We start from the raw sequence: 24,881 nt of genomic DNA, 5'->3' as shown, positions 1-24,881 counted from the left end.
GATATGTCCGGTGAGATACTTGTCAGACTGGTTAACGTAACTAAATATTTCAGGGACACAGCAAATATGAGCCCTTTCAGAAGGCTGCATAACAAGGAACAGCGTTATGTGGAAGTCAACAATGTGACCATTCATTTATACCGTGGTGAAACGCTAGGTATCACTGGACTGCCGGGATCCGGGAAATCAGTCATCGGCAAACTGATCTCCAAAGTCATTGAGCCGTCAAGCGGAAAAGTCCGCAATGACTCGCCGACGTTTCTGGCGAGCCATAATCACCGGTTCACAGGGCGGCATTCACTGAATCAGATGATTGAAACGATTTTACTGTCATATAATGTGCCGCTGACAGATTTTCCTGACAAGATAGGGCAGATACTCAGTTATGCTGAACTGCAGGATAAGTCGAAATCACCATTCGATCAGCTGACAGTAAGTGAGAAGTCACAGCTGTTTATAGCGCTTACTTATTTCCTGAAACCTGAAGTGGTGATTTATGATGAACTATCCCGGCATTTAACGCCATTGTTCAAAGAGAAGTTCAGAACCGTGATTGATCTGTTGATGATGGAGAACAAAGCAGTCGTCCTCATTGAAGACGAACTTAAGTTAATCGAAGAGAAAGCGAACTATATGACGTGGATCAGCCATGGTCAGGTGAGGAAGTCGGGGAAACCGGAAGAAGTCATGCCGGTTTATGAGAATTATTTGTCACGTTATAACGAATCACTTAGGACAAAGAACGGAGAGCTGTTTGACCTTGATTACAAGATGCAGCGGCAGGCTGTCGGCAATGAAGAAGCGATGCGCCGCGTATCCAGGCACTCCAAAAGTCTGCTCGATAAAGATGTCAAGAAACTGCTGCTCACAACACTTGTGGTCATGACGCTATGCCTCATTATGTTTATCCTTGTATGGCAGCAGGTGGCTTATGAGCCGAAGACTGAAATGAAGGACGAAACGGCAATCGTCAAAAAGAAAGAAGCGTTTACCGATAAATATGCCTTTGTGGTAGTCGAAGCGGATAATCAGCCGATTATTTATCAGAACAGGCCGGTCGTCAAAGTTCCTGCCGGTACATTGATGGAAGTCACCGGATTCAATGATACTGATTACCGGATCTCCTACGGCGATAAAGCAATGACGATGAAGCGGAGCCATATGCTTTATATTAATCCGGCAGCCTTATATGATGAGCATGACTTTGATGAGCTGAGCGACTATATGTATAGTAACTATGCGAACTTCAAGGATTTCTTTAACAGCTATCTCGGTAAAAGTCATGCGACGATCAATAAAGAGCTGTATCCGGAATCCAGTGACCGGTTCCGCATTAAGCTGACAAAGAATGATATTTTCCTTCACTTCAATGATGCGAATAAAATGACGGGCATCAGCTTCCCGATGCTGAAGGCCGATGAACTGAAAAAGAAATTTAATATTAAGGACAGGCAGTGGATTGTCAAAATCGGCGATGCCTATGCGGTAGCTGATTTTGAACGTAAGCAGTGGCTGTATTTTAAGATGTAGGTGAATTGAATGAATGAAGTGATAAATTTAGTTAAATATGTTCCCTATATGCTGAGAAACATCTGGATAGAACTCCGTTATCATCTGCAGCAGTATATTATCTTTCTGTCAGCCAATATGATCGTCATTGTGCTTGCACTTCTGCTGCTCAACTTAATGGGCAGCATGCCGATTGACCGGTCGACACGTATTTTTCAGCTGAGCGGCTATGTCATGCTGTTATGGATAGCAGGATCGATCATCATCTCGAACTTAATACTGCCGAGAAAAGGATTTATCCTTAATATCACGAACTTACCGGTCTATGTGCTCGTCAATATACAGATCATTAATTTTTTCTTTACTTTTTTAATCTCGTTTCTGCTGCTGCTGGTCATCAAATCAATCAGCGGCATACAGCTTGAAACAAGCTGGCTCGGCGTCGTCTATTTTATCGCGCTGACGTATTTACTGCTCATGCCGGTATGCATTTTGGTCAGTCTCTTTAGACAGAAACCGGTCATCATCGGCAGTGCTATAGCCGTGCTCTTTTTAACACTACCAATACTCTGGGTGCCATCTATGATGCCGACTGGACTGCTCAACATACTGAAGCTGAATCCCTTTTATTTTTTAGTGAACGGCTTTCAGGAATCAGTCGTCCTCGGCACGTCGGCATTTTATAATTATCCGAATCATCTGCTGTTCATTTTTGAGCTGGTGCTCATCTACTTATGGACCGGCTATTTCTACAAGCTGATGAAAGATGAGATCAACATGAATAAAACCAATTGATAGTAAACGAAAAGCCAGATGGAATAATCATTCCATCTGGCTTTTTCAGTGCCGGGCATTCAGCTGGATATTACTTTTGATGACGCTTTGTTTCAGTTTGTCCTGCAGTTTTTTCTCTGAGAATACCCAGCCGGTATAACTATGGGTCACGTTATACTCATGGTCCAGATTAAGGATAGCGACAAAAGAATAGTGACCGTTCTTTAAATAACGCAGATCAATCAATCTCAGTTCATAGCCGAACGGCTGCTCGATAAATGTCCAGCGGTAAATAGAGCTGAAGCTTCGGAAAGCTACTAAGTTCGGATCATCCTTCGCATGAATCATCACTTCGTCCGAAGGATAGGGCTCTCGCTTGAACTTATCACTGAAGTTCACGGTTGTCCCGTAGCTGCGGCCGATGTAGTCAAATTTATCCGTCTGGATGCCGACGCGCCATTCATAGAAACGGGCCGTTGGAGCGACGAACACTTTTTGTACGGTTTCGTGCGTCGCTATTAATTTCATCGCACGCTTCTTAATCATTTGCTGAAGATTTCTTCTAATGATATAGTAAATGACTAGTATTAAGAAGATGATAACGAATGTATAGAACGGAGGGCCTCCCCATGCCCAGATGACGCATCCTGCCAGCAGCAGGGAAAAAATAATCGGGTCGAATGTATTGATGATACCAATCTGAATCCATTCTTTCGAAATAGGTCTTAATGCCTGCGTGCCGTATGAGTTGAATATATCAACGAAAACATGAAGAAAGACGGCGAACTGTGTCCATGCCCATAAATGCATGACATTGATGTTGTGGTTAAAGCAGTAAAGAATTGCAGTTATAAGTACCGGCCACATGAAAGTGAAAGGAATGGAGTGTGTGATCCCTCGGTGATGGGTAATATAGACGGCATTGTTTCTTAACTTTAAGACAGTGTCAATGTCTGGTATTTGAGAGCCGGCAACAACAGCGGTCACGAATACAGGATAGTGGGCTGCAGCTGCGGGATCTATTGTAGCGAGCCCCGCGAGTGCTGCACCCATTGCGAAGTGTGTTGCAGTATCCATACTACCCCTCCTTTCCTATCATTATAATCGAATATATACGTATAAATAAATATTTAGACTTAGAGGTGAAGTTATTGTATAAGATAGAGACATTCTCACATAATCTGCTGGACTGGTTCCATAACAACAAGCGGTCTATGCCGTGGCGTGAGACGAATGATCCATATAAAATATGGCTGTCAGAAGTCATGCTGCAGCAGACACAAGTCGTCACTGTGAAAGGTTACTACAACAGATTCATCGAACGGTTCCCGACGATGACGAGTCTTGTAGCAGCAGATGAAGATGAAGTGCTGAAATATTGGGAAGGACTCGGCTATTATTCGCGGGTCCGGAATTTCCAGGCAGGTGTGCGCGAAGTGCAGGAGCAGTACGGGGGTGTCGTGCCGAAAGACGGCGATGCTTTCTTAAGCTTGAAAGGTGTCGGCCCGTATACACGCGGGGCTGTCATGAGCATCGCCTATAACTTGAAGTATCCGGCAGTAGACGGCAATGTCTACCGGGTATTCTCAAGACTTGATGATGATGCGACTGACATCGCTAAAAGTACGGCAAGAAAACATTTTGAAGCAAAAGTGATGGCCGTGATGCCGGATGCGGCAGGAGATTTCAACGAAGCACTGATGGAGCTCGGAGCGACTGTCTGTACACCGAAAAACCCAATCTGCATGCTCTGTCCAGTGCAGGACCATTGTGAAGCTTTCGCCGAAGGTACCGTTCTGCAGCGGCCGGTGAAAGTCAAAAAGCTCAAGCGGAAGTCATACCGCTATAAAGTGCTGCTCATCGTCAACGATCAAGGTGAACTGCTTATTGTGCAGCGGCCGACTAGCGGGCTGCTGGGCGGTATGTGGCAGTTTCCGATGGTGGATGAAGAGGCGTCACTTGCAGACATTGAAGAGCTGCTCCATATGAACTTATATCAGGAAGCGGAATTGTTTCATACAGTGACTCATAAATTCACGCATCTAGACTGGCTGCTTGACGTTTATTTGTACCGGACGACTGACAGTGCAACGGGTGATTACCACTTTATAGCACGAGAAGAAAAAGAGAATTACACGTTTCCGGTGTCAATGACGAAGATTTATGAGCATTACTTGAAGACAGAGAGCTAGACAAATTCGTTTCATGCTGCACAATCTATGCTATAATATGTATGCAAATACTATTCATTAGGTGGTGTGGAACATGGTCAAAGAATCCATACCAAAAGAAGGCCAGAGCGTGCAGATTCAAAGTTATAAGCATAACGGGAAAATCCACCGCGTCTGGTCTGAAACAACGATTTTAAAGGGAACGAATCACGTCATCATTGGGGGGAATAACCGGACACTTGTCACTGAAAGTGATGGACGAACCTGGATTACGAGAGAACCGGCGATTGTCTATTTCCATGCAGAGTACTGGTTCAATGTTATCTGCATGTTCAGAGAAGACGGCGTCTACTATTACTGTAATCTGTCGTCACCCTTTGTCTATGATACAGAGGCAATCAAATATATTGATTATGATCTGGATATCAAGGTATACCCAAATGGCAAATATCACTTGCTGGATGAGGATGAGTATCAGCAGCATATGAAACAGATGAACTATCCGGCGGCGATTGATCAGATCCTGAGAAGAAACGTTGATACTTTGCAGCAATGGATTGAACGAAAAAAAGGACCATTTGCGCCTGACTTTATTAAAGTCTGGCAGGAACGTTTTCATCTGCAAAAACGTATGATGGAAGACTGAGTCTGAGACTAATATCTATATTTCTTCGAACACAGAAAGACGTGCCTGCTTCATGGATCGGACAACCAGCATTGCGTCTCCGGTTTCATCGGTGAAGTTCAGTTCGAAGAAGGAGGATGTTATCTCGGGCTCTTACATTTTAAGGAGATGATTGAATGTTCAGAAGGTATCTGCAGTTTGTTAAGCCTTATACATGGCTGATCATACTGACGATCTTAATCGGTATACTGAAGTTTGGTATACCGCTGTTAATACCACTGCTTATTAAATATGTCATTGACGATGTCATCGGCAGTCACACGATGTCACTTGCAGATAAAAAAGATGCGCTGCTGCGCGTGCTGCTGATCTTCGGCTTTATCTTTACGGTCATCCGGCCGCCGGTCGAATATTACCGACAGTATTTAGCGCAGTGGACGAGCAACAAAATTCTTTATGATATACGTAAAAGGTTATACCGTCATCTCCAGGCGCTAAGTGTCCGCTTCTATGCGAACAATAAAGTCGGCGAGGTGATTTCACGTGTTATCAATGATGTGGAATCAACGAAAGATTTCATTGTCACAGGGCTTATGAATGTCTGGCTTGATCTTGTCACTATCATTATTGCCCTGGCCATTATGTGGACGATGGATGCTAAGCTGACGCTTGTCTCACTTATTATCTTCCCGTTTTACATTTTCAGTGTTTATTATTTCTTCGGCAATCTCCGTAAGCTGACCCGCAGACGGTCGCAGTCACTGGCAGAAGTGCAGGGCTTCCTGCATGAACGGGTGCAGGGGATGACGGTCATTAAAAGCTTCGCTATTGAAGAGAATGAGAACGAACGCTTCAACAAGAGAAACATGAACTTCCTGACAAAGGCGACTGAACATACAAAGTGGAATGCGAAAAGTTTTGCTGTCATCAATACGGTAACCGATATCGGGCCGCTCCTTGTCGTCGGCTTCGGTGCTTATTTCGTTATCAATGATGGCATGACGGTCGGCAGTCTTGCGGCGTTCATCGCCTATCTTGACCGGCTCTATGGCCCGTTAAGACGACTCGTTTCATCATCGACGACTTTGACACAAAGTTTAGCGTCGATGGACAGAATGTTCCAGCTGTTTGATGAACCTTATGACATCGTTGATAAACCCGGTGCCAAAGCGATGACAATCGAGCATGGCGGCATTACATTTGAGCAGGTCGGCTTCAAATATAATGAAGATGAAAGTGAAGTGCTCCGACATGTCAGTCTTGATATTGAGAGCGGTCAGACTGTTGCGTTCGTCGGTATGAGCGGCGGCGGTAAATCTACGATGATCAGTCTGATTCCGAGATTTTACGATGTGACATCAGGTAGAATTCTGATTGACGGCCGGCCGATAGATGCTTATACGATAGCAAGTCTGCGCAGTCAGATCGGCATGGTCATGCAGGACAATATTCTGTTCTCAGAATCCATCAGAGAGAATATACTGCTCGGTAAACCGGATGCGACAGAAGATGAGATGATCTATGCGGCGAAGCTTGCCAACGCCCATGACTTCATCATGAGTCTGCCCGCCGGTTATGACACTGAAGTCGGTGAGCGCGGCGTTAAGTTATCAGGCGGGCAGAAGCAGCGCGTTGCTATCGCCCGTGTGTTCCTGAAAAATCCACCGATCTTAATTCTTGATGAAGCGACTAGTGCGCTTGACCTTGAAAGTGAGGCAGTCATCCAGGAGGCACTCGAGATATTGTCTCAGGACCGGACAACAGTCATCGTCGCCCATCGTCTGTCAACAATCACTCATGCAGACAAAATTGTAGTCGTGCAGAACGGTGAAATCGTTGAGACAGGCACGCATCAGGAACTGATGCAGAATGAATCACATTATTACAATCTTTATACGATACAGCATCTGGAAGGTTAACTTCCGGTATACCCCTGATGTATGATAACCATACATCAGGGGTATTTTTATAAGAACACCGAAGTGAAAGAGGAGATATAAATGGACTTAAGTTTTATGGAAGATGACACATTGGCCGCAGCAAAAGCGCTGCTCGGCAAAAAACTGACGACTATCGTTGACGGCACGACGACGTCAGGCTATATTACAGAAGTTGAAGCGTATTTAGGGATTCATGATAAAGCGGCCCATGCATTCGGCGGCAGACGGACGAAGAAAAATGAGATGATGTTCAGGGATTACGGGACAATCTATGTCTATACGATGCATGGCCATCACTGTATGAATTTCATCACGCGTGATCAAGAGTCGCCTGAAGGAGTGCTGATCCGGGCGATAGAACCGCTGGAAGGAATCGATGTGATGCAGGAGCGGCGCGGCAGAACAGATCATCTGACAGACGGACCGGGGAAATTGACGAAAAGCCTTGGCGTGAAGCGTGACCTGCATAATGGTCTGAAACTGAATGAAGGACCGATCTTAATTGAAGCAGGGCGCAGCCCTGAAGTGATCCTTGAATCAAAGAGAATCGGCATCGCCAATAAAGAAGAAGCGGTCGATTATTTGTACCGCTTCACCGTCAAAGGAAATCCGTATGTGTCAAAAGACCGCGTGAAACCGGCACAGCAGCTTGGATGGCTGTAAGGATATTTATAGATAGCTGACAAAAAATAACCCCCCTCACTTTTAGTGTAACTAAAAGTGAGGGGGGTTATTGTGATAACGAATAAGTCATGACAGATTACATATCGAAATTCTCATCTTCGACAGTGATTTTCTTTTCTTCTTTATGATAGTTGTAGAAGCTGTGAGTGAGCGTATCCAAGTGTTCCAGTTTTTCGCGGTATTCAAACATCGCACCGATGACTTGAAAAACGTGCTGCTTGTAGTAATTTTCTTCACGGGCATGATAGCTGTTCAGCTCTTTTAAGTAGACATCAAGCAGGTCTTCTTTGAACTGGTCATTGACGAGTGAGGTATTCGCGGCGCGGCCGAGTGATACTTTGTTCGTCACACGCATCAGCAGTTCCTCGTGATAGCTCATTAGTTCATCCAGTTCAAATTTCATCTGTATTCTTAAGTCTTCCGGCAGATTCAAAATATCGTTTTCATAGCGATTCAGTTTTCTGAGCAGCTCATATGCCTTGCGTGTTGCACTGATCATTTCTTTGAACAATATTTTCTTGCGGGTGTTCTGATAAGCCTGGCGCTTAGTATAGGCCCGCTCATCCTTGTACAGATTGTACTGGGATTCGAGCGATGTAATTCGCGAGTGAAACTCTTCCAGATCTTTTTTTACGATATGATATTCGCTTGTGCCGTTGATGCTGAGCCGGATCCATTTGAAAATATCACCGCACACATTCAAGCAGTTGTAGTAAAGCTTTGTCTCATACTTCGGCGGCAGAAAAACAAGGTTGACGATGGACGCGCTGATCACACCGATCATCACGAAGGCAAAGCGCATGAGTGCGGTCTGAAAGAAATCTCCTTGATGGTGATCCATGATGATCAGTTGGGTGACGACTGCAAGGCCGGTAACGTTCTGCAGTTTGAGCTGAGAGAGCACGGCGATTAATATAATGGATGACAGCGCGATGATTAAAATATGGACACCAAACAGCTGGACCATGGCGACAGCAAGTAAAGCGCCGATGATATTTCCTTGAAACTGCTCGATAATAGTCTTATAAGATTTGTAGACGCTCGGCTGCATCGCGAACAACGCTGAAATGCCGGAGACAACTGAACCCTGAAGACTGATAAACTGTGCTAAAAACAGTGCCAGTGCTATGGAGACACCTGTCTTGAATATTCGAGCCCCTAGTTTCATATAGTAACCTCATTTATTAAGATGATACTATTCTTATACAGTATCCCTCTTTACTTTACAAGAGAAAGCTGCTTGAAACTGTTTTCAACAGCGAGCAATGTCTGTTTGATATCTTCTTCTGTATGTCTGATGGTGATAAACCATGCTTCATATTTAGAAGGAGCTAAGTTAATGCCTTGATTAAGCATCAGTTTGAAGAAGCGGGCGAACAGTTCGCCGTCTGTATTTTCAGCCTGCTCGTAACTTGTGACTTTCTCAGTCGTGAAGTAGATGGTCATGGCCCCTTTTAAGCGGTTGATGGTCGCAGGGATCTCATATTCTGTGATCAATGCATTGATGCCGTCTTCCAGCTGCTTGCCGAGCCGGTCGAGGTAGTCGTAAGTGCCTTCCTCTTTAATGACTTCAAGTAGGGCGATGCCTGCCTGCATACTAAGCGGGTTACCTGCCATCGTGCCTGCCTGATACGCCTTGCCGAGCGGTGCGACCTGCTCCATAATATCCTGCCGGCCGCCGTAAGCACCAATCGGCAGTCCGCCGCCGATGATCTTGCCGAACGCTGTCAAGTCAGGTTTCACGCCGAGCATATCCTGGGCGCCGCCGTAGCAGAAGCGGAATGCTGTGATGACTTCATCATAGATGACGAGTGAACCATTAGCGTGGGCAATGTCATTCACAGCTTCAAGGAATCCAGATACAGGTTCAACAATACCGAAGTTACCGACAATCGGTTCAACGAGTACGGCTGCAATCTGGTCGCTGAAATGATTCACGGCTTCTTTGAATGACTCAATATCATTGAACGGAACAGTGATCACTTCCTGGGCGACACTTTTAGGGACGCCGGCAGAATCAGGTGTTCCTAACTGGCTGGGTCCGCTGCCTGCTGCCACGAGCACTAAGTCAGAATGACCGTGGTAACAGCCGGCAAACTTGATGATTTTATCGCGCTTTGTATAGGCGCGGGCGACGCGGATCGTTGTCATCACGGCTTCTGTCCCTGAATTGACGAAACGGACTTTTTCAAGGGAAGGAATAGCCTCCTGCAGCATTTTAGCGAACGTTACTTCGTGTTTAGTCGGCGTTCCGAATAATATACCGGTTTCAGCCGCTTTGTTGATGGCTTCAGTAATATGCGGGTGGGCATGGCCGGCAATAATCGGACCGTACGCTGCCAGGTAGTCGATGTATTGATTGCCGTCGACATCATAGAAGTAGGCACCATCGCCGCGCTCCATGACGACCGGGGCACCGCCGCCGACTGCTTTATAAGAGCGGGACGGTGAATTGACGCCGCCTAAAATATACTGTTCTGCTTCCTGCTGAACTCGTTCTGACTCTGTAAATTTCATACTATAACCTCTTTTGCTTAATATTTTACATAACATATCGTAACATAAATAGGAGAGAACTTTGAACAGGAGGGGCAATTATGAAAGTACCGGCATTCCAGCTGGAGAATCAGCACGGGGAATTTATTACAGAGCAGCAGCTGCTCGGACAAACGAGTATTCTCTACTTCTATCCGCGGGATAATACACCGACATGCACCGCGCAGGCCGTTGATTTCACTGAACATATTGAGTACTTTGCCGCTAAAGGCATCCAAGTATACGGCATCAGTGGAGACAGCCGGAAGAAGCACCAAAATTTTATCACCAAGCATCATATCGGATTTGACCTGCTTGTCGATGACGGGTTTAAGTTATCAGAACAGCTGGGTATTTATCAGCTGAAGAAGAGTTTCGGCAAAGAAGCGATGGGAATTGTCCGGACGACACTAATCATCGGGCCGGATCTTGAAATTATGAGACGGTTTGACAAAGTGAAAGTGAAAGAGCAGTTCGACGATATTACTGCAGCACTGGAGGGACAGTCATGAAAATTGTATCAACAGTCAAGCTGAAACATTTACTCGATGAGCTGAAAGATGAATTTAATGAGCATGAGTTCATTGAGCGGGAATCACTTGATTATTTGACGCCGGAAGATTTATCGTCAGTGGAAGTACTGATTGCTCAGCAGACGAAGCTCGATGAAGCGCTGCTTGGACAGATGCCGAAATTGAAATGGCTTGTCTGGTATGTGGCGGGTGTCAACAAGCTGCCGCTCTCTTATATGAAAGAACGGGGTATTATACTGACGAATGCACGCGGCATACATAAAATACAAATAGCTGAGTTCATATTTGCGTATATTATGGCTGACTACAAGTATCTGGCTGAGTTTCAGGAGCTGCAGGAAAACCGGGGCTACAAGACGGCAATCAGAACTTCAGAACTCTATGAACAGGCCATCTGTTTTATCGGCACCGGGGAAATCGCAAAGAACGCAGCGCGTATCGCCCGCGCTTTCGGTATGAAGACTATCGGCGTTAATACAGACGGGCGGAGTGTCGAACATTTTAACGAGACAGAGCCGCTTACTAATAGAAGGAGTGCATTCACGCAAGCTGACATCATCGTCAATGTTCTGCCTGAAACAGCAGAGACCATTGAGCTGCTGACACGGGAAGACTTCGAAGCTATGGGGAAAGATGCTCTGTTCATCAACGTCGGAAGAGGGACGGTGGTTGCAGAAGATACACTGGTGAAAGTACTGGAGAATCGAGTGATCCGTAAAGCTGCACTTGATGTGTATGAGCATGAGCCTCTCAATGAAGACAATCCGCTCTATCAACTAGCTAATGTCATCATGACGCCGCATATTACCGGATTGAGCAGGCACTATAATGCTAGGGCGACCAATATCTTCAAGGGAAATCTGAAAAAGGGCATCGAGCACAGCAGCGCCTTCATCAATCTTGTCGATTACGACAAAGGCTACTAACATCTACATTGACACGATTTGACTTTTACAGGTATGATGAAAGAAATAAAATAAGTAGAAAGAAGGTGCGAGTATGGCGGTTGAAAGTGTTTCAGCAGAAGCGAAACTGCATGAGGCAGTACAGCAGCTTCGAGACAGTGGTGTCAGAATTACACCGCAGAGACAAGCCGTACTTAACTACTTGATCGAAGCGGATAGCCATCCGACAGCAGATGAAATCTATAAGGCGTTAGCTCCACAATACTCAAGTATGAGTGTAGCGACGGTTTATAATAACTTGAAAGTCTTCAAAGAAAGCGGACTGGTCAAAGAACTGACTTATGGCGATGCAGCTAGTCGATTTGATTTTGACTCACATAATCATTACCATATCATTTGCAGCGAATGTGGAAAGATTAACGACTTCCATTATCCAAGATTAGATGAAGTAGAGAATATAGCAGAACACATCACGAACTTCAATGTCACTCACCACCGGATGGAGATCTATGGTATCTGTCCTGAGTGCCAGCAGAAAGCAGAGCAGTAAAAAATCACCCTTACTTATTGTAAGGGTGATTTTTTACTCAGCTTCACTTTCCTGTTCCAGCTTCTTACTTTTACGTTTGTTATTATAGTCCTGGTCGAATGTTTTGCCGGCCAGAGTCGGATCCAGCGTCAGCGGTTCGTTACAGCGGGCGCATATATCAGCACGGCCCAGCATCTTCGTATATTGATTGCAGTTCGGACAGAGTACTGTGACGGCCCTCGTAGATAACATGCCAATCCAGAAATACACGACAAAACTTAATATGAAAGCCAATGTTCCAAGAAGTAAAAACAATGAGAACAGCAGCTGACTTTTCGTGTAGTAAAACAGCACAACACCTAAGTACATGACAATCATCGCAATAAAAATCAGTGCAAGTGCCCATGTTCTAATGCGGTTAATTTTACTTGTTGGCTTTTTAGCGAATTTCAAATAATCATCTCCTTGATTAATTACTGCAAGCATTATAGCATATCTATCTTCATATAATGCAGAAGCCACTGAAAAGTCACAGATTTTTGCTGCTAGCTTCTTAGCACACTACTAATAATAAGAAGAAAACTTATAAGCTTTCTTCTATAGAGAAAAGAAGTTAAAAAAATTGCAGAAAAACTGTTGACTCTTTCCAGTCATCTTGTTAAGATATAAAAGTCGCTGAAAACAGCAGACAAACATCGCAAAAGCTTGATAATTAAATGATGAAAAGTGTAAAAAAGACGCTTGTCTTTAGAACAAAAAGCGAGTAAAATTTTTTATGCAAGAGGGAATAAAACACTGACAAGCAGCTAACGCTTGAGTGTAAAACTTCCTAAATAAAAGGCTTGCTTCGAAAGAAGATAGCTGATATAATTTAATCTTGTAACAGCGAAAAATGAACATTGAAAACTGAATGACAATATGTCAACGTTAATTCCAATAATTTGAGTACTTTAGTACTTTCAAAGAGTGACTGGCTTAAGCAGTCAACGAGCTTTTATCAGACAAACTATTATGGAGAGTTTGATCCTGGCTCAGGATGAACGCTGGCGGCGTGCCTAATACATGCAAGTCGAGCGGACAGACAGGAGTGCTTGCACTCCTTGAAGTCAGCGGCGGACGGGTGAGTAACACGTGGGTAACCTACCTATAAGACTGGGATAACTTCGGGAAACCGGAGCTAATACCGGATAATATGTTTCACCTCATGGTGAAACAGTGAAAGACGGTTCTGCTGTCACTTATAGATGGACCCGCGGCGCATTAGCTAGTTGGTGAGGTAACGGCTCACCAAGGCGACGATGCGTAGCCGACCTGAGAGGGTGATCGGCCACACTGGGACTGAGACACGGCCCAGACTCCTACGGGAGGCAGCAGTAGGGAATCTTCCGCAATGGACGAAAGTCTGACGGAGCAACGCCGCGTGAGTGAAGAAGGTTTTCGGATCGTAAAACTCTGTTGTAAGGGAAGAACAAGTACGTTAGTAACTGAACGTACCTTGACGGTACCTTACCAGAAAGCCACGGCTAACTACGTGCCAGCAGCCGCGGTAATACGTAGGTGGCAAGCGTTATCCGGAATTATTGGGCGTAAAGCGCGCGTAGGCGGTCTCTTAAGTCTGATGTGAAAGCCCCCGGCTCAACCGGGGAGGGTCATTGGAAACTGGGAGACTTGAGTGCAGAAGAGGAGAGTGGAATTCCATGTGTAGCGGTGAAATGCGCAGAGATATGGAGGAACACCAGTGGCGAAGGCGGCTCTCTGGTCTGTAACTGACGCTGAGGTGCGAAAGCGTGGGGATCAAACAGGATTAGATACCCTGGTAGTCCACGCCGTAAACGATGAGTGCTAAGTGTTGGGGGGTTTCCGCCCCTCAGTGCTGCAGCTAACGCATTAAGCACTCCGCCTGGGGAGTACGGTCGCAAGACTGAAACTCAAAGGAATTGACGGGGACCCGCACAAGCGGTGGAGCATGTGGTTTAATTCGAAGCAACGCGAAGAACCTTACCAAATCTTGACATCCTCTGACAACTCTGGAGACAGAGCGTTCCCCTTCGGGGGACAGAGTGACAGGTGGTGCATGGTTGTCGTCAGCTCGTGTCGTGAGATGTTGGGTTAAGTCCCGCAACGAGCGCAACCCTTATCTTTAGTTGCCATCATTCAGTTGGGCACTCTAGAGAGACTGCCGGTGACAAACCGGAGGAAGGTGGGGATGACGTCAAATCATCATGCCCCTTATGATTTGGGCTACACACGTGCTACAATGGATGGTACAAAGGGCAGCAAAACCGCGAGGTCAAGCCAATCCCATAAAACCATTCTCAGTTCGGATTGTAGTCTGCAACTCGACTACATGAAGCTGGAATCGCTAGTAATCGTAGATCAGCATGCTACGGTGAATACGTTCCCGGGTCTTGTACACACCGCCCGTCACACCACGAGAGTTTGTAACACCCGAAGCCGGTGGAGTAACCTTTTAGGAGCTAGCCGTCGAAGGTGGGACAGATGATTGGGGTGAAGTCGTAACAAGGTAGCCGTATCGGAAGGTGCGGCTGGATCACCTCCTTTCTAAGGATTATACGGAAAAGGGATACTTGATATCCCTTAGGGATTAACGTCTGACATATTGTATTCAGTTTTGAATGTTCATAGGACCTGTGGTCCATGCATTCAGATTGTACCTTGAAAACTAGATAAGCAATGAAGAAGAAAAAGATTTTACCAAGCAATACCGAGTGAGTTCATTTTTTGAATTCTTAGAAATCGCGCGTCTGCATTTATGCAGACATCACATTATTAATAACAGATTAAGTTATTAAGGGCGCACGGTGGATGCCTTGGCACTAGAAGCCGACGAAGGACGTTACTAACGACGATATGCTCTGGGGAGCTGTAAGTAAGCTTTGATCCAGAGATCTCCGAATGGGGAAACCCAGCATGAGTCATGTCATGTTATCCATATGTGAATACATAGCATATGAGAAGGCACACCCGGGGAACTGAAACATCTAAGTACCCGGAGGAAGAGAAAGAAAACTCGATTCCCTGAGTAGCGGCGAGCGAAACGGGAAGAGCCCAAACCAGGATGCCTGCATCCTGGGGTTGTAGGACACTCAGCACGGAGTTACAAAGGAATAATTTAGACGAATGACTTTGGAAAAGTCAACCAGAGAAGGTAAAGGTCCTGTAGTCGAAAAGTTATTCCCTCCTGAGTGGATCCTGAGTACGGCGGAACACGTGGAATTCCGTCGGAATCCGGGAGGACCATCTCCCAAGGCTAAATACTCTCTAGTGACCGATAGTGAACCAGTACCGTGAGGGAAAGGTGAAAAGCACCCCGGAAGGGGAGTGAAATAGAACCTGAAACCGTGTGCTTACAAGTAGTCAGAGCCCGTTAATGGGTGATGGCGTGCCTTTTGTAGAATGATCCGGCGAGTTACGATTTGATGCAAGGTTAAGCAGTGGATGCGGAGCCGCAGCGAAAGCGAGTCTGAACAGGGCGAATGAGTATCAGGTCGTAGACCCGAAACCAGGTGATCTACCCATGTCCAGGTTGAAGTTCAGGTAACACTGAATGGAGGACCGAACCGACTTACGTTGAAAAGTGAGCGGATGAGGTGTGGGTAGCGGAGAAATTCCAATCGAACCTGGAGATAGCTGGTTCTCTCCGAAATAGCTTTAGGGCTAGCCTCGCATGATGATTACTGGAGGTAGAGCACTGTTTGGACTAGGGGCCCCCCTCGGGTTACCGAATTCAGACAAACTCCGAATGCCAGATAATTTAATGCGGGAGTCAGACTGCGGGTGATAAGGTCCGTAGTCGAGAGGGAAACAGCCCAGACCACCAGCTAAGGTCCCAAAATATATGTTAAGTGGAAAAGGATGTGGCGTTGCCCAGACAACTAGGATGTTGGCTTAGAAGCAGCCATCATTTAAAGAGTGCGTAATAGCTCACTAGTCGAGTGACGCTGCGCCGAAAATGTACCGGGGCTAAACATATTACCGAAGCTGTGGATTGTCCGTAGGACAATGGTAGGAGAGCGTTCCAAGGGCGTCGAAGCATGACCGCAAGGACATGTGGAGCGCTTGGAAGTGAGAATGCCGGAGTGAGTAGCGAAAGACGGGTGAGAATCCCGTCCACCGATTGACTAAGGTTTCCAGAGGAAGGCTCGTCCGCTCTGGGTTAGTCGGGACCTAAGCCGAGGCCGAATGGCGTAGGCGATGGATAACAGGTAGATATTCCTGTACCACCTAAGATTGTTTGAACGATGGGGGGACGCAGAAGGATAGGCGATCGTACTGTTGGTTATGTACGTCCAAGCATCAAGACTGAGCATCAGGCAAATCCGGTGCTCGCGAAGGTTGAGATGTGACGGGGAGCGAAATTATAGTAGCGAAGTCGTTGATTTCACACTGCCAAGAAAAGCCTCTAGTTAGAAATTAGGTGCCCGTACCGCAAACCGACACAGGTAGTCAAGATGAGAATTCTAAGGTGAGCGAGCGAACTCTCGTTAAGGAACTCGGCAAAATGACCCCGTAACTTCGGGAGAAGGGGTGCTTTTTAGGGTGCAAGCCCTGAAGAGCCGCAGTGAATAGGCCCAAGCGACTGTTTATCAAAAACACAGGTCTCTGCAAAACCGTAAGGTGACGTATAGGGGCTGACGCCTGCCCGGTGCTGGAAGGTTAAAAGGAGTGGTTAGCGCAAGCGAAGCTACGAATTGAAGCCCCAGTAAACGGCGGCCGTAACTATAACGGTCCTAAGGTAGCGAAATTCCTTGTCGGGTAAGTTCCGACCCGCACGAAAGGCGTAACGATTTGGGCACTGTCTCAACGAGAGACTCGGTGAAATCATAGTACCTGTGAAGATGCAGGTTACCCGCGACAGGACGGAAAGACCCCGTGGAGCTTTACTGCAGCCTGATATTGAAATTCGGCACAGCTTGTACAGGATAGGTAGGAGCCTTCGAAGCGTGAGCGCCAGCTTACGTCGAGGCGCTGGTGGGATACTACCCTGGCTGTGTTGACTTTCTAACCCGCGCCACTTATCGTGGCGGGAGACAGTGTCAGGCGGGCAGTTTGACTGGGGCGGTCGCCTCCTAAAGAGTAACGGAGGCGCTCAAAGGTTCCCTCAGAATGGTTGGAAATCATTCGCAGAGTGTAAAGGCACAAGGGAGCTTGACTGCGAGACCTACAAGTCGAGCAGGGTCGAAAGACGGACTTAGTGATCCGGTGGTTCCGCATGGAAGGGCCATCGCTCAACGGATAAAAGCTACCCCGGGGATAACAGGCTTATCTCCCCCAAGAGTTCACATCGACGGGGAGGTTTGGCACCTCGATGTCGGCTCATCGCATCCTGGGGCTGTAGTCGGTCCCAAGGGTTGGGCTGTTCGCCCATTAAAGCGGTACGCGAGCTGGGTTCAGAACGTCGTGAGACAGTTCGGTCCCTATCCGTCGTGGGCGTAGGAAATTTGAGAGGAGCTGTCCTTAGTACGAGAGGACCGGGATGGACATACCTCTGGTGTACCAGTTGTCGCGCCAGCGGCATAGCTGGGTAGCTATGTATGGACGGGATAAGTGCTGAAAGCATCTAAGCATGAAGCCCCCCTCAAGATGAGATTTCCCAACTTCGGTTATAAGATCCCTCAAAGATGATGAGGTAGATAGGTTCGAGGTGGAAGCACAGTAATGTGTGGAGCTGACGGATACTAATCGATCGAAGACTTAATCAATTAAGAAAAGTGAAGGCAAGCGGAATGGCTTGAATCATTTTTGATGAGGCGGATGACAATCCTGATTGTCAGTACGGCTTAGAAAATGATGAAAGACAGCGCAGCTGTAGCTGGACAAACATAGATTTATCGGCATTGCCGGTCGGATCACTTCTTCAGCGTTTATCTAGTTTTGAGGGTATAATTCACCCCATCTGTCTGGTGACGATGGCAGAGAGGTCACACCTGTTCCCATACCGAACACAGAAGTTAAGCTCTCTAGCGCCGATGGTAGTTGGACTGACGTCCCGCGAGAGTAGGACGCTGCCGGGCAGAAACATTTGGAGGATTAGCTCAGCTGGGAGAGCATCTGCCTTACAAGCAGAGGGTCGGCGGTTCGATCCCGTCATCCTCCACCATTTATTATTATGCCGGAATAGCTCAACTGGTAGAGCAACTGACTTGTAATCAGTAGGTTGAGGGTTCAAGTCCTTTTTCCGGCACCATGTTAGAGCCATTAGCTCAGTTGGTAGAGCATTTGACTTTTAATCAAAGGGTCAGAGGTTCGAATCCTCTATGGCTCACCATTTTAAATATGCGGGTGTGGCGGAACTGGCAGACGCACTAGACTTAGGATCTAGCGCCTACGGCGTGGGGGTTCGACTCCCTTCACCCGCACCATATTTGCGAAAGTAGTTCAGTGGTAGAATACAACCTTGCCAAGGTTGGGGTCGCGGGTTCGAATCCCGTCTTTCGCTCCATTATTATTTTTTTGTCAAAAATCGATATATCAGCCGGGGTGGCGGAACTGGCAGACGCACAGGACTTAAAATCCTGCGGTAAGTGATTACCGTACCGGTTCGATTCCGGTCCTCGGCACCATTTATGCGCCCGTAGCTCAATTGGATAGAGCGTTTGACTACGGATCAAGAGGTTAGGGGTTCGACTCCTCTCGGGCGCGCTAATTATTTTTGCTACGGGAAGTAGCTCAGCTTGGTAGAGCACTTGGTTTGGGACCAAGGGGTCGCAGGTTCGAATCCTGTCTTCCCGACTTACTTCTTAAGTAGTTTATATTATGGGGGCTTAGCTCAGCTGGGAGAGCGCCTGCTTTGCACGCAGGAGGTCAGCGGTTCGATCCCGCTAGTCTCCACCATAATAATTTAATACGGCGGCGTAGCTCAGCTGGCTAGAGCGTACGGTTCATACCCGTGAGGTCGGGGGTTCGATCCCCTCTGCCGCCACTAATTTTTTAAAAGTGTAACTTCTGGATTTAGGACCTTTAGCTCAGTTGGTTAGAGCAAACGGCTCATAACCGTTTGGTCGCAGGTTCGAGTCCTGCAAGGTCCACTTATATAATGGAGGAATACCCAAGTCCGGCTGAAGGGATCGGTCTTGAAAACCGACAGGGGCTTAACGGCCCGCGGGGGTTCGAATCCCTCTTCCTCCGCCATTATTTTTTACTTCAGCACTCAACAAGAATAAACACACTATTTATTATTATCGCGGGATGGAGCAGTCTGGTAGCTCGTCGGGCTCATAACCCGAAGGTCGGTGGTTCAAATCCGCCTCCCGCAACTAAGGTCCCGTGGTGTAGCGGTTAACATGCCTGCCTGTCACGCAGGAGATCGCCGGTTCGATCCCGGTCGGGACCGCCATGTATGGCTCAGTAGCTCAGTCGGTAGAGCAATGGATTGAAAATCCATGTGTCGGCGGTTCGATTCCGTCCTGAGCCATCTTTTTATTATGCCGGAATAGCTCAACTGGTAGAGCAACTGACTTGTAATCAGTAGGTTGAGGGTTCAAGTCCTTTTTCCGGCACCATGTATTTGGAGGGGTAGCGAAGTGGCTAAACGCGGCGGACTGTAAATCCGCTCCTTCGGGTTCGGCAGTTCGAATCTGCCCCCCTCCACCATAAATAGGGGCATAGTTTAACGGTAGAATAGAGGTCTCCAAAACCTTTGATGTGGGTTCGATTCCTACTGCCCCTGCCATGGCGATTGTGGCGAAGTGGTTAACGCACCGGATTGTGGTTCCGGCATTCGTGGGTTCGATTCCCATCAGTCGCCCTTCTATTCTTGGGGTATAGCCAAGCGGTAAGGCAACGGACTTTGACTCCGTCACTCGTTGGTTCGAATCCAGCTACCCCAGCTCTTTTCTGGCGCCATAGCCAAGTGGTAAGGCAGAGGTCTGCAAAACCTTTATCACCGGTTCAAATCCGGTTGGCGCCTCCATTCATCATATATGCGGGAGTATTTCAATTTTTAGAATACTGACCTTCCTGGTCAGAGATACAGGTGCAAGTCCTGTCTTCCGCTCCATATTTTATATTGTGCGGGAGTATTTCAACTTTAGAATACGAATCTTCCTGATTCGAGATATAGGTGCAAGTCCTATCTTCCGCTCCATTATTTTTGATTAAATGCTCTTTATAATATTACGCCGGCGTGGCGGAATTGGCAGACGCGCTGGACTCAAAATCCAGTTCCCTCACAGGAGTGCCGGTTCGACCCCGGCCGCCGGTATCTGAACTCTGAAACTTATGTTTCAGGGTTTTTTTAGTGTATAATAAGACAAATGTACAGGAGGTGCTCAATTGATTGATTATATAAAGCCGGCTCTTGAACACAAGAGCGCTTTAAAAGCACATTATAAGCGGGTCATTACCCATACATTTCAAGTAGACGGTATTGACGATGCTGAAGACCTGCAGCATGAAATCGATACGAAATATAGTTATATTGAGCGCTATTATCGTCAGACGGATGTATGCTTTATAATAGCTAAAAATGATAAACAGATCATCGGCGGCATTGCCTCCTATCGTCCAAACAGTAACATCGACAAGATGATGAAAGGCAAGTTGAATCACTTATATGAAATAGGTTCGTTGTATGTCAATCCAGCATATCAGGGGCAGGGGATTGGCAGTACATTGATCAGACAGATGCAGGAAGAGCTGCGGGCTGCTGGAATACGTGAATTCTGTTTTGATGCTTCGTATACTCTTGCGATCAAAACATGGACGAAGATGTTTGGTCCTGCGACCTATGTAGTTAAAGATTACTGGGGTGAGGGCGGGGATCATCATATATGGGTGGTCACCCTTTAAGGAGAAAAACTATGGACTTATCTCTGTTATTAGACAGCCACAAACTAAATATGAGAACATCGGCGATCATTCGGCGCGGTGATGAATGGTTGATGCATTACGGGGTCAACGATGAATTTATCACGACGGTCGGCGGACGCATTAAGTTACTGGAAGATTCACAGTCTGCGCTGATAAGAGAGCTGAAGGAAGAGTTAAATTTGACAGTAAGTGCGAATGAGCTTCAGTTTAAAACGATTATCGAGAGCTTCTTTGATTACAGAGGGACGCATTATCATGAGCTGCTATTTGTCTACTTATTAGAAGTCGGCGATGAGCTGGGTGAAGGAGAAATATTTGCACAGCCCGACCCTCATTTTGTCTTCAAATTCTATTCAGCAGTAGAATTGGATCAGGAGATTATTAAGCCTCAGGAATTAAAAGTATTAATGCTCGGAAAAGATAACCACGGTCACTATATAGCGGATAATCTTTAACAGCAGAGATTAAAACAGAAAGTCGGTCATTTATGGAAAAACATATGTCTTTTAAATCATTCTACTTCAATATATTGAACGGTATGGCAACCGGAATTGTAGTGGCACTGATTCCGAATGCGATGCTCGGTGAGCTGTTTAAATACTTAAGTCAGTATCATGAGCTGTTTACAGTGCTGACGCAGTACTTGATGATGTTCCAGTTCAGCGCCTCTATTATCATCGGGGTGCTTGCAGGATATCAGCTGAAGTTCAACGGCATTCAGAGTGTCATTCTCGGCGGGGCGGCATTTATCGGTTCTGGTGCGGTCCAGTTCACGGATAAAGGGGCAAGTCTTGCCGGTATGGGTGATCTGCTTAATATGCTGCTGACAATAACTGTAGCGGCCCTTGTCATCAGAGCGCTCGGCAACCGGCTCGGCACGCTGAACATTGTCTTTCTGCCGATACTGGCAGGCGTTCTGCCCGGGGCCGTCGGAACGTTTACGCTGCCTTATATGAAGATGGTCACAGGCTCACTCGGCCAGGTCATCGCGCATTTTACGACGTTAAATCCACTCGTCATGTGCATTTTAATATGCACTGCTTATGCACTGCTGATGGCGACACCTATTTCTTTAGTCGCAATCGCCACCGTGATCAGCTTGTCAGGTTTAGGGAGCGGCGCTGCCAATTTAGGGATTACGGCATGCTGTTATACGTTTATTGTCGGTTCCTGGTTCGTCAATGATAAAGGGGTGAATACAACACTCGTCATCGGCGCTGCCAAGATGATGATGCCGGTTTATGTCAGACATCCTATCATTATGGTGCCGCTGATAATCAATGGCATCGTCGGCGGTACAATGGCTTATTTCATGGGCGTTCAAGGGACGCCGATGTCAGCAGGGTTCGGCTATACAGGGCTTGTCGGTCCGCTCAATGCGTTTAAATATATGGACAGCAGTGCTTTAGTCAATGTCCTGAAACTGCTTGCAGCTTATGTCCTCGTGCCGCTGCCGGTCAGCATATTAGCCCATACCGTGCTGTTGAAAATTCTGCCGGGATATCACGCTGATATTTATCAATTTAATAAAAGTGAGTGATAAAAAATATTCTGTTAATTAACAGAATATTTTTTATTTTTAGTATTGTATATTATTTCAATGACCTGTATACTTTTATACAGGAAAGTAACAAAGGGGGCAGTGAATTGAAGAAATTAGTCGTGTTCATGATGATGACCGTACTGCTATTGTCTTGTATTCCGTTTAAATCGGCGAGTGCACAGGACGATCAGTATGAGACCATTAAAAAAAGAGGGGAAATTCGCGTCGGGCTGTCTGCTGACTATGCACCATATGAGTTTGAGCAGACTGTCAACGGTAAAAGTGAATATGTCGGCATAGACATTGAGCTTGCCAAAAAGATCGCGAAAGATTTAGGGGTAAAATTAAATGTTGTAGATATGTCATTTGACAGTCTGCTCGGTTCGATGAAAACGGGTAAGATTGACGTCATTATTTCAGGGATGTCACCGACACCTGAACGTCGTAAAGAAGTGGACTTCACAGATAATTACATGGAAGTCACTCAGCGTATGGTTGTTCAGAAGAAGAATAAAGATAAACTTAAATCAATTAAAGACTTCTCAGGTAAAAATATTGGGGTGCAGAAGCAGACGACTCAGGAAGCACTAGCACAAAAAGAAATTCCAGATGCAAACTTGTCTTCATTAACGCGTGTGCCTGAAATCATCATGTCACTTAACTCCGGTAAGATTGACGGGGTTATCCTTGAAGGACCGGTAGCTGATGCATACCTCTCAAAAAACACAGGACTTTCTTATTCAAAACTGCAGTTTGCAGATGCGGCTAAAGGAACAGCAATCGCTTTACCGAAAGATTCACCGGAGCTGCTTGATAAGCTGAATGCCAGCATTAAAGAAGTGCGGGACCAGGGATTGATTAAAGACTATCAGAAAAAAGCCAATAAAGCGATGTTTGAAGAAGGGTCATTCTTAAGCAAGTATGGCAATTACTTCCTGAAAGGGATTGGAGCGACGATTCTGATTTCTATCTTCGGTGTTATACTCGGTTCGTTGTTCGGCGGCATTCTGGCCTTTATGAAACTGAGCCGAAACATCATCGTGAAAGCTATCGCATGGATATATATTGAGTTCGTCCGCGGCACACCACTATTAGTGCAGGTGTTCCTTGTTTACTTCGGTACAACAGCAGTGCTTGGCCTTGATCTGTCAGCATTTGTCTGCGGTGTCATTGCTCTGATACTGAACTGTGCAGCGTATATCGCTGAAATTATCCGTGCAGGTATTAACGCAGTCGACAGAGGACAGATGGAAGCGGCACGTTCACTCGGTTTAAGTCATTCACAGGCGATGAACAAAGTCATCATGCCGCAGGCCATTAAAAACATTCTGCCGGCACTTGGTAATGAATTTATCACTGTTATTAAAGAATCATCAATTGTGTCTGTTATCGGTGTCAGCGAACTGATGTTCAATGCACAGAAAGTGCAAGGTGCATCGTTTGATCCGTTTACCCCATTGTTGATTGCCGCAGTTGCCTACTTTATCCTGACATTCACGTTATCTCGTGTGATGAATGTCTTCGAAAGGAGAATGAGTGTAAGTGATTAATGTAGAAAACCTTCATAAAAGTTTCGGACAAGTAGAAGTATTAAAGGGGATTGACCTTGAAGTGGCATCAGGAGAAGTAGTGGCAGTAATCGGACCGTCAGGAAGCGGCAAATCGACATTTTTAAGATGCCTGAACCTGCTTGAAACACCGACAGGCGGCCGCATTATATTTGAAGGGGAAGTGCTGAACGCGAAAGGGGCAAACATCAATAAACTCCGTCAGAAGATGGGGATGGTGTTCCAGAACTTCAATCTCTTCCCGCATAAAACGGTGCTTGAGAATTTGACGCTGACACCGATGCTTGTTAAGGGTGAGAAGAAAGAGTCAGCAGAGCAGCGCGCATTAGGACTGCTCGAAAAAGTCGGACTGAAAGAACGGGCAGGTGCTTATCCGTCGCAGTTATCAGGTGGACAGAAGCAGCGTGTCGCGATCGCAAGAGCACTGGCGATGAACCCGGACGTGATGCTCTTCGATGAGCCGACTTCAGCGCTTGACCCGGAGATGGTCGGTGATGTGCTGCAAGTTATGAAAGACCTCGCACGTGAAGGGATGACGATGGTTGTTGTGACACACGAAATGGGATTTGCACGAGAAGTAGCAGACCGCGTTGTCTTCATGGATAAAGGAATCGTCCAGGAAGAAGGGACACCGGCGCAAGTATTCGGCAGCCCGCAGAACGAACGGACGCAGAACTTCCTATCTAAAGTATTATAGTAAGCGACTAAAATAGAGCTATCAAATAAGCCGGCA

At 46.4% G+C, this 24,881-nt stretch carries 18 protein-coding genes, 23 tRNA genes and 3 rRNA genes; 40 read left to right on the top strand and 4 right to left on the bottom strand.

From position 1 onward, the window contains the following. Positions 1 to 3: 3 nt before the first annotated feature. On the top strand, positions 4 to 1,530 hold the full coding sequence (locus KFV11_RS09105; RefSeq protein WP_149459555.1) for an ATP-binding cassette domain-containing protein: 1,527 nt from the start codon (positions 4 to 6) through the stop codon (positions 1,528 to 1,530). Positions 1,531 to 1,539: 9 nt separating this feature from the next. Next, entirely contained in the window at positions 1,540 to 2,304 is a 765-nt protein-coding gene (locus KFV11_RS09100) for a hypothetical protein (RefSeq protein ID WP_149459554.1), read from the top strand. A gap of 45 nt (positions 2,305 to 2,349) precedes the next feature. Here KFV11_RS09100 and KFV11_RS09095 read toward each other — a convergent pair whose 3' ends face one another. After that, a complete protein-coding gene (locus tag KFV11_RS09095; RefSeq protein WP_254249774.1) occupies positions 2,350 to 3,360 on the bottom strand; it encodes a metal-dependent hydrolase in 1,011 nt (336 codons plus the stop codon). A gap of 74 nt (positions 3,361 to 3,434) precedes the next feature. Between KFV11_RS09095 and mutY the strand changes: the two genes are divergently transcribed. The 4 genes from mutY to KFV11_RS09075 all read left to right on the top strand — a co-directional run bounded on the left by mutY (position 3,435) and on the right by KFV11_RS09075 (position 7,682). Next, positions 3,435 to 4,475 carry an A/G-specific adenine glycosylase gene (gene mutY, locus KFV11_RS09090; protein ID WP_254249773.1) on the top strand — a complete coding sequence of 347 codons (1,041 nt, stop codon included), beginning with the start codon at positions 3,435 to 3,437 and terminating at the stop codon, positions 4,473 to 4,475. 73 nt (positions 4,476 to 4,548) lie between these two features. Beyond that, positions 4,549 to 5,100 (top strand): nucleoside tri-diphosphate phosphatase, encoded by a 552-nt coding sequence (gene ntdP, locus KFV11_RS09085; RefSeq protein ID WP_149459551.1) that lies wholly within the window; start codon positions 4,549 to 4,551, stop codon positions 5,098 to 5,100. A gap of 155 nt (positions 5,101 to 5,255) precedes the next feature. Further along, entirely contained in the window at positions 5,256 to 6,998 is a 1,743-nt protein-coding gene (locus tag KFV11_RS09080) for an ABC transporter ATP-binding protein (RefSeq protein WP_254249772.1), read from the top strand. 81 nt (positions 6,999 to 7,079) lie between these two features. Continuing rightward, positions 7,080 to 7,682, top strand: coding sequence for a DNA-3-methyladenine glycosylase (locus tag KFV11_RS09075; RefSeq protein WP_149459549.1), 603 nt, complete (start codon positions 7,080 to 7,082; stop codon positions 7,680 to 7,682). Between the two features lie 97 nt (positions 7,683 to 7,779). Here the strand turns inward: KFV11_RS09075 and KFV11_RS09070 are convergent, their stop codons facing one another. Both KFV11_RS09070 and KFV11_RS09065 read right to left on the bottom strand, forming a co-directional pair. Beyond that, positions 7,780 to 8,871 (bottom strand): FUSC family protein, encoded by a 1,092-nt coding sequence (locus KFV11_RS09070; RefSeq protein ID WP_149459548.1) that lies wholly within the window; start codon positions 8,869 to 8,871, stop codon positions 7,780 to 7,782. Between the two features lie 50 nt (positions 8,872 to 8,921). Then, positions 8,922 to 10,220, bottom strand: coding sequence for a glutamate-1-semialdehyde 2,1-aminomutase (locus KFV11_RS09065; protein WP_254249771.1), 1,299 nt, complete (start codon positions 10,218 to 10,220; stop codon positions 8,922 to 8,924). Between the two features lie 80 nt (positions 10,221 to 10,300). Here KFV11_RS09065 and KFV11_RS09060 point away from each other — a divergent pair, with 80 nt between their 5' ends. From KFV11_RS09060 to perR, 3 genes are all read left to right on the top strand, one after another. Further along, entirely contained in the window at positions 10,301 to 10,750 is a 450-nt protein-coding gene (locus KFV11_RS09060) for a peroxiredoxin (protein ID WP_149459546.1), read from the top strand. Further along, the gene (locus tag KFV11_RS09055; RefSeq protein WP_254249770.1) at positions 10,747 to 11,697 is read left to right on the top strand and encodes an NAD(P)-dependent oxidoreductase; all 951 of its coding nucleotides are present in this window, start codon (positions 10,747 to 10,749) and stop codon (positions 11,695 to 11,697) included. The genes KFV11_RS09060 and KFV11_RS09055 overlap by 4 nt, the downstream gene beginning before the upstream one ends. Positions 11,698 to 11,770: 73 nt before the next feature. Continuing rightward, positions 11,771 to 12,226 carry a peroxide-responsive transcriptional repressor PerR gene (gene perR, locus KFV11_RS09050; protein WP_149459544.1) on the top strand — a complete coding sequence of 152 codons (456 nt, stop codon included), beginning with the start codon at positions 11,771 to 11,773 and terminating at the stop codon, positions 12,224 to 12,226. Between the two features lie 33 nt (positions 12,227 to 12,259). Here the strand turns inward: perR and KFV11_RS09045 are convergent, their stop codons facing one another. Continuing rightward, positions 12,260 to 12,691, bottom strand: coding sequence for a DUF2614 family zinc ribbon-containing protein (locus tag KFV11_RS09045; RefSeq protein ID WP_149459626.1), 432 nt, complete (start codon positions 12,689 to 12,691; stop codon positions 12,260 to 12,262). A 522-nt stretch (positions 12,692 to 13,213) separates the two neighbouring features. On the opposite strand from KFV11_RS09045, the gene KFV11_RS09040 reads away from it, so the two are divergent. The 31 genes from KFV11_RS09040 (at position 13,214) to KFV11_RS08890 (ending at position 24,845) form a co-directional block, all read left to right on the top strand. After that, positions 13,214 to 14,767 (top strand): 16S ribosomal RNA (locus KFV11_RS09040). 237 nt (positions 14,768 to 15,004) lie between these two features. Further along, positions 15,005 to 17,928: ribosomal RNA gene (locus KFV11_RS09035) — 23S ribosomal RNA — on the top strand. Between the two features lie 197 nt (positions 17,929 to 18,125). Beyond that, positions 18,126 to 18,240, top strand: a 5S ribosomal RNA gene (rrf, locus tag KFV11_RS09030). Together the 16S, 23S and 5S rRNA genes with 23 tRNA genes alongside form the textbook arrangement of a ribosomal RNA operon. A 10-nt stretch (positions 18,241 to 18,250) precedes the next feature. After that, positions 18,251 to 18,326 (top strand) — tRNA-Val (locus tag KFV11_RS09025). Between the two features lie 11 nt (positions 18,327 to 18,337). Beyond that, positions 18,338 to 18,413, top strand: a tRNA-Thr gene (locus KFV11_RS09020). Positions 18,414 to 18,418: 5 nt separating this feature from the next. Further along, positions 18,419 to 18,494: transfer RNA gene (locus KFV11_RS09015), tRNA-Lys, on the top strand. A 10-nt stretch (positions 18,495 to 18,504) separates the two neighbouring features. Next, a tRNA-Leu gene (locus KFV11_RS09010) sits at positions 18,505 to 18,588 on the top strand. 5 nt (positions 18,589 to 18,593) lie between these two features. Continuing rightward, positions 18,594 to 18,668: transfer RNA gene (locus KFV11_RS09005), tRNA-Gly, on the top strand. Positions 18,669 to 18,700: 32 nt separating this feature from the next. Continuing rightward, positions 18,701 to 18,789, top strand: a tRNA-Leu gene (locus KFV11_RS09000). A 5-nt stretch (positions 18,790 to 18,794) separates the two neighbouring features. After that, positions 18,795 to 18,868 (top strand) — tRNA-Arg (locus tag KFV11_RS08995). A 16-nt stretch (positions 18,869 to 18,884) separates the two neighbouring features. Continuing rightward, positions 18,885 to 18,958 (top strand) — tRNA-Pro (locus KFV11_RS08990). Between the two features lie 26 nt (positions 18,959 to 18,984). After that, a tRNA-Ala gene (locus KFV11_RS08985) sits at positions 18,985 to 19,060 on the top strand. A 14-nt stretch (positions 19,061 to 19,074) separates the two neighbouring features. Then, a tRNA-Met gene (locus tag KFV11_RS08980) sits at positions 19,075 to 19,148 on the top strand. 32 nt (positions 19,149 to 19,180) lie between these two features. Then, a tRNA-Ile gene (locus KFV11_RS08975) sits at positions 19,181 to 19,254 on the top strand. Positions 19,255 to 19,264: 10 nt separating this feature from the next. Further along, positions 19,265 to 19,357: transfer RNA gene (locus KFV11_RS08970), tRNA-Ser, on the top strand. Positions 19,358 to 19,408: 51 nt separating this feature from the next. Beyond that, positions 19,409 to 19,482: transfer RNA gene (locus KFV11_RS08965), tRNA-Met, on the top strand. Between the two features lie 4 nt (positions 19,483 to 19,486). Continuing rightward, positions 19,487 to 19,562, top strand: a tRNA-Asp gene (locus KFV11_RS08960). Positions 19,563 to 19,567: 5 nt separating this feature from the next. Continuing rightward, positions 19,568 to 19,640: transfer RNA gene (locus KFV11_RS08955), tRNA-Phe, on the top strand. A gap of 12 nt (positions 19,641 to 19,652) precedes the next feature. Next, positions 19,653 to 19,728 (top strand) — tRNA-Thr (locus KFV11_RS08950). Positions 19,729 to 19,735: 7 nt separating this feature from the next. Next, a tRNA-Tyr gene (locus KFV11_RS08945) sits at positions 19,736 to 19,819 on the top strand. Between the two features lie 5 nt (positions 19,820 to 19,824). Beyond that, positions 19,825 to 19,898 (top strand) — tRNA-Trp (locus tag KFV11_RS08940). A gap of 2 nt (positions 19,899 to 19,900) precedes the next feature. Then, positions 19,901 to 19,973 (top strand) — tRNA-His (locus KFV11_RS08935). 10 nt (positions 19,974 to 19,983) lie between these two features. After that, a tRNA-Gln gene (locus tag KFV11_RS08930) sits at positions 19,984 to 20,055 on the top strand. Between the two features lie 9 nt (positions 20,056 to 20,064). Then, a tRNA-Cys gene (locus KFV11_RS08925) sits at positions 20,065 to 20,138 on the top strand. Positions 20,139 to 20,150: 12 nt separating this feature from the next. After that, a tRNA-Gly gene (locus tag KFV11_RS08920) sits at positions 20,151 to 20,225 on the top strand. Positions 20,226 to 20,345: 120 nt separating this feature from the next. Beyond that, positions 20,346 to 20,429: transfer RNA gene (locus KFV11_RS08915), tRNA-Leu, on the top strand. 71 nt (positions 20,430 to 20,500) lie between these two features. Next, positions 20,501 to 21,016, top strand: coding sequence for a GNAT family N-acetyltransferase (locus KFV11_RS08910; RefSeq protein ID WP_254249769.1), 516 nt, complete (start codon positions 20,501 to 20,503; stop codon positions 21,014 to 21,016). 11 nt (positions 21,017 to 21,027) lie between these two features. Then, positions 21,028 to 21,492: an NUDIX hydrolase gene (locus KFV11_RS08905; RefSeq protein WP_254249768.1), complete on the top strand. Its 465-nt coding sequence runs from the start codon at positions 21,028 to 21,030 to the stop codon at positions 21,490 to 21,492. Between the two features lie 32 nt (positions 21,493 to 21,524). After that, entirely contained in the window at positions 21,525 to 22,577 is a 1,053-nt protein-coding gene (locus KFV11_RS08900) for a PTS sugar transporter subunit IIC (protein WP_149459450.1), read from the top strand. A gap of 128 nt (positions 22,578 to 22,705) precedes the next feature. Beyond that, entirely contained in the window at positions 22,706 to 24,130 is a 1,425-nt protein-coding gene (locus KFV11_RS08895; protein WP_149459457.1) for an ABC transporter substrate-binding protein/permease, read from the top strand. After that, positions 24,123 to 24,845 (top strand): amino acid ABC transporter ATP-binding protein, encoded by a 723-nt coding sequence (locus KFV11_RS08890; protein ID WP_149459449.1) that lies wholly within the window; start codon positions 24,123 to 24,125, stop codon positions 24,843 to 24,845. The genes KFV11_RS08895 and KFV11_RS08890 overlap by 8 nt, the downstream gene beginning before the upstream one ends. Positions 24,846 to 24,881: the final 36 nt, after the last annotated feature.

Origin of the sequence: Macrococcus equipercicus (genome assembly GCF_024205945.1) — a bacterium.
Classification (GTDB): Bacteria; Bacillota; Bacilli; order Staphylococcales; family Staphylococcaceae; genus Macrococcus; species Macrococcus equipercicus.
Note: the sequence above shows the minus strand (reverse complement) of the source record. Positions and strands in the feature narration are given on the sequence as shown.

Bases quoted from the DNA above. Each gene is read 5' to 3' on its own strand.
- perR (WP_149459544.1), top strand. From the start codon at position 11,771: ATGGCGGTTGAAAGTGTTTCAGCAGAAGCGAAACTGCATGAGGCAGTA.
- KFV11_RS09065 (WP_254249771.1), bottom strand. From the start codon at position 10,220: ATGAAATTTACAGAGTCAGAACGAGTTCAGCAGGAAGCAGAACAGTAT.
- KFV11_RS08905 (WP_254249768.1), top strand. From the start codon at position 21,028: ATGGACTTATCTCTGTTATTAGACAGCCACAAACTAAATATGAGAACA.
- KFV11_RS08895 (WP_149459457.1), top strand. From the start codon at position 22,706: ATGATGATGACCGTACTGCTATTGTCTTGTATTCCGTTTAAATCGGCG.
- KFV11_RS09055 (WP_254249770.1), top strand. From the start codon at position 10,747: ATGAAAATTGTATCAACAGTCAAGCTGAAACATTTACTCGATGAGCTG.
- KFV11_RS09060 (WP_149459546.1), top strand. From the start codon at position 10,301: ATGAAAGTACCGGCATTCCAGCTGGAGAATCAGCACGGGGAATTTATT.
- KFV11_RS08900 (WP_149459450.1), top strand. From the start codon at position 21,525: ATGGAAAAACATATGTCTTTTAAATCATTCTACTTCAATATATTGAAC.
- ntdP (WP_149459551.1), top strand. From the start codon at position 4,549: ATGGTCAAAGAATCCATACCAAAAGAAGGCCAGAGCGTGCAGATTCAA.
- KFV11_RS09100 (WP_149459554.1), top strand. From the start codon at position 1,540: ATGAATGAAGTGATAAATTTAGTTAAATATGTTCCCTATATGCTGAGA.
- KFV11_RS09095 (WP_254249774.1), bottom strand. From the start codon at position 3,360: ATGGATACTGCAACACACTTCGCAATGGGTGCAGCACTCGCGGGGCTC.
- KFV11_RS09045 (WP_149459626.1), bottom strand. From the start codon at position 12,691: ATGCTTGCAGTAATTAATCAAGGAGATGATTATTTGAAATTCGCTAAA.
- KFV11_RS09075 (WP_149459549.1), top strand. From the start codon at position 7,080: ATGGACTTAAGTTTTATGGAAGATGACACATTGGCCGCAGCAAAAGCG.
- KFV11_RS09070 (WP_149459548.1), bottom strand. From the start codon at position 8,871: ATGAAACTAGGGGCTCGAATATTCAAGACAGGTGTCTCCATAGCACTG.
- KFV11_RS09080 (WP_254249772.1), top strand. From the start codon at position 5,256: ATGTTCAGAAGGTATCTGCAGTTTGTTAAGCCTTATACATGGCTGATC.
- KFV11_RS09105 (WP_149459555.1), top strand. From the start codon at position 4: ATGTCCGGTGAGATACTTGTCAGACTGGTTAACGTAACTAAATATTTC.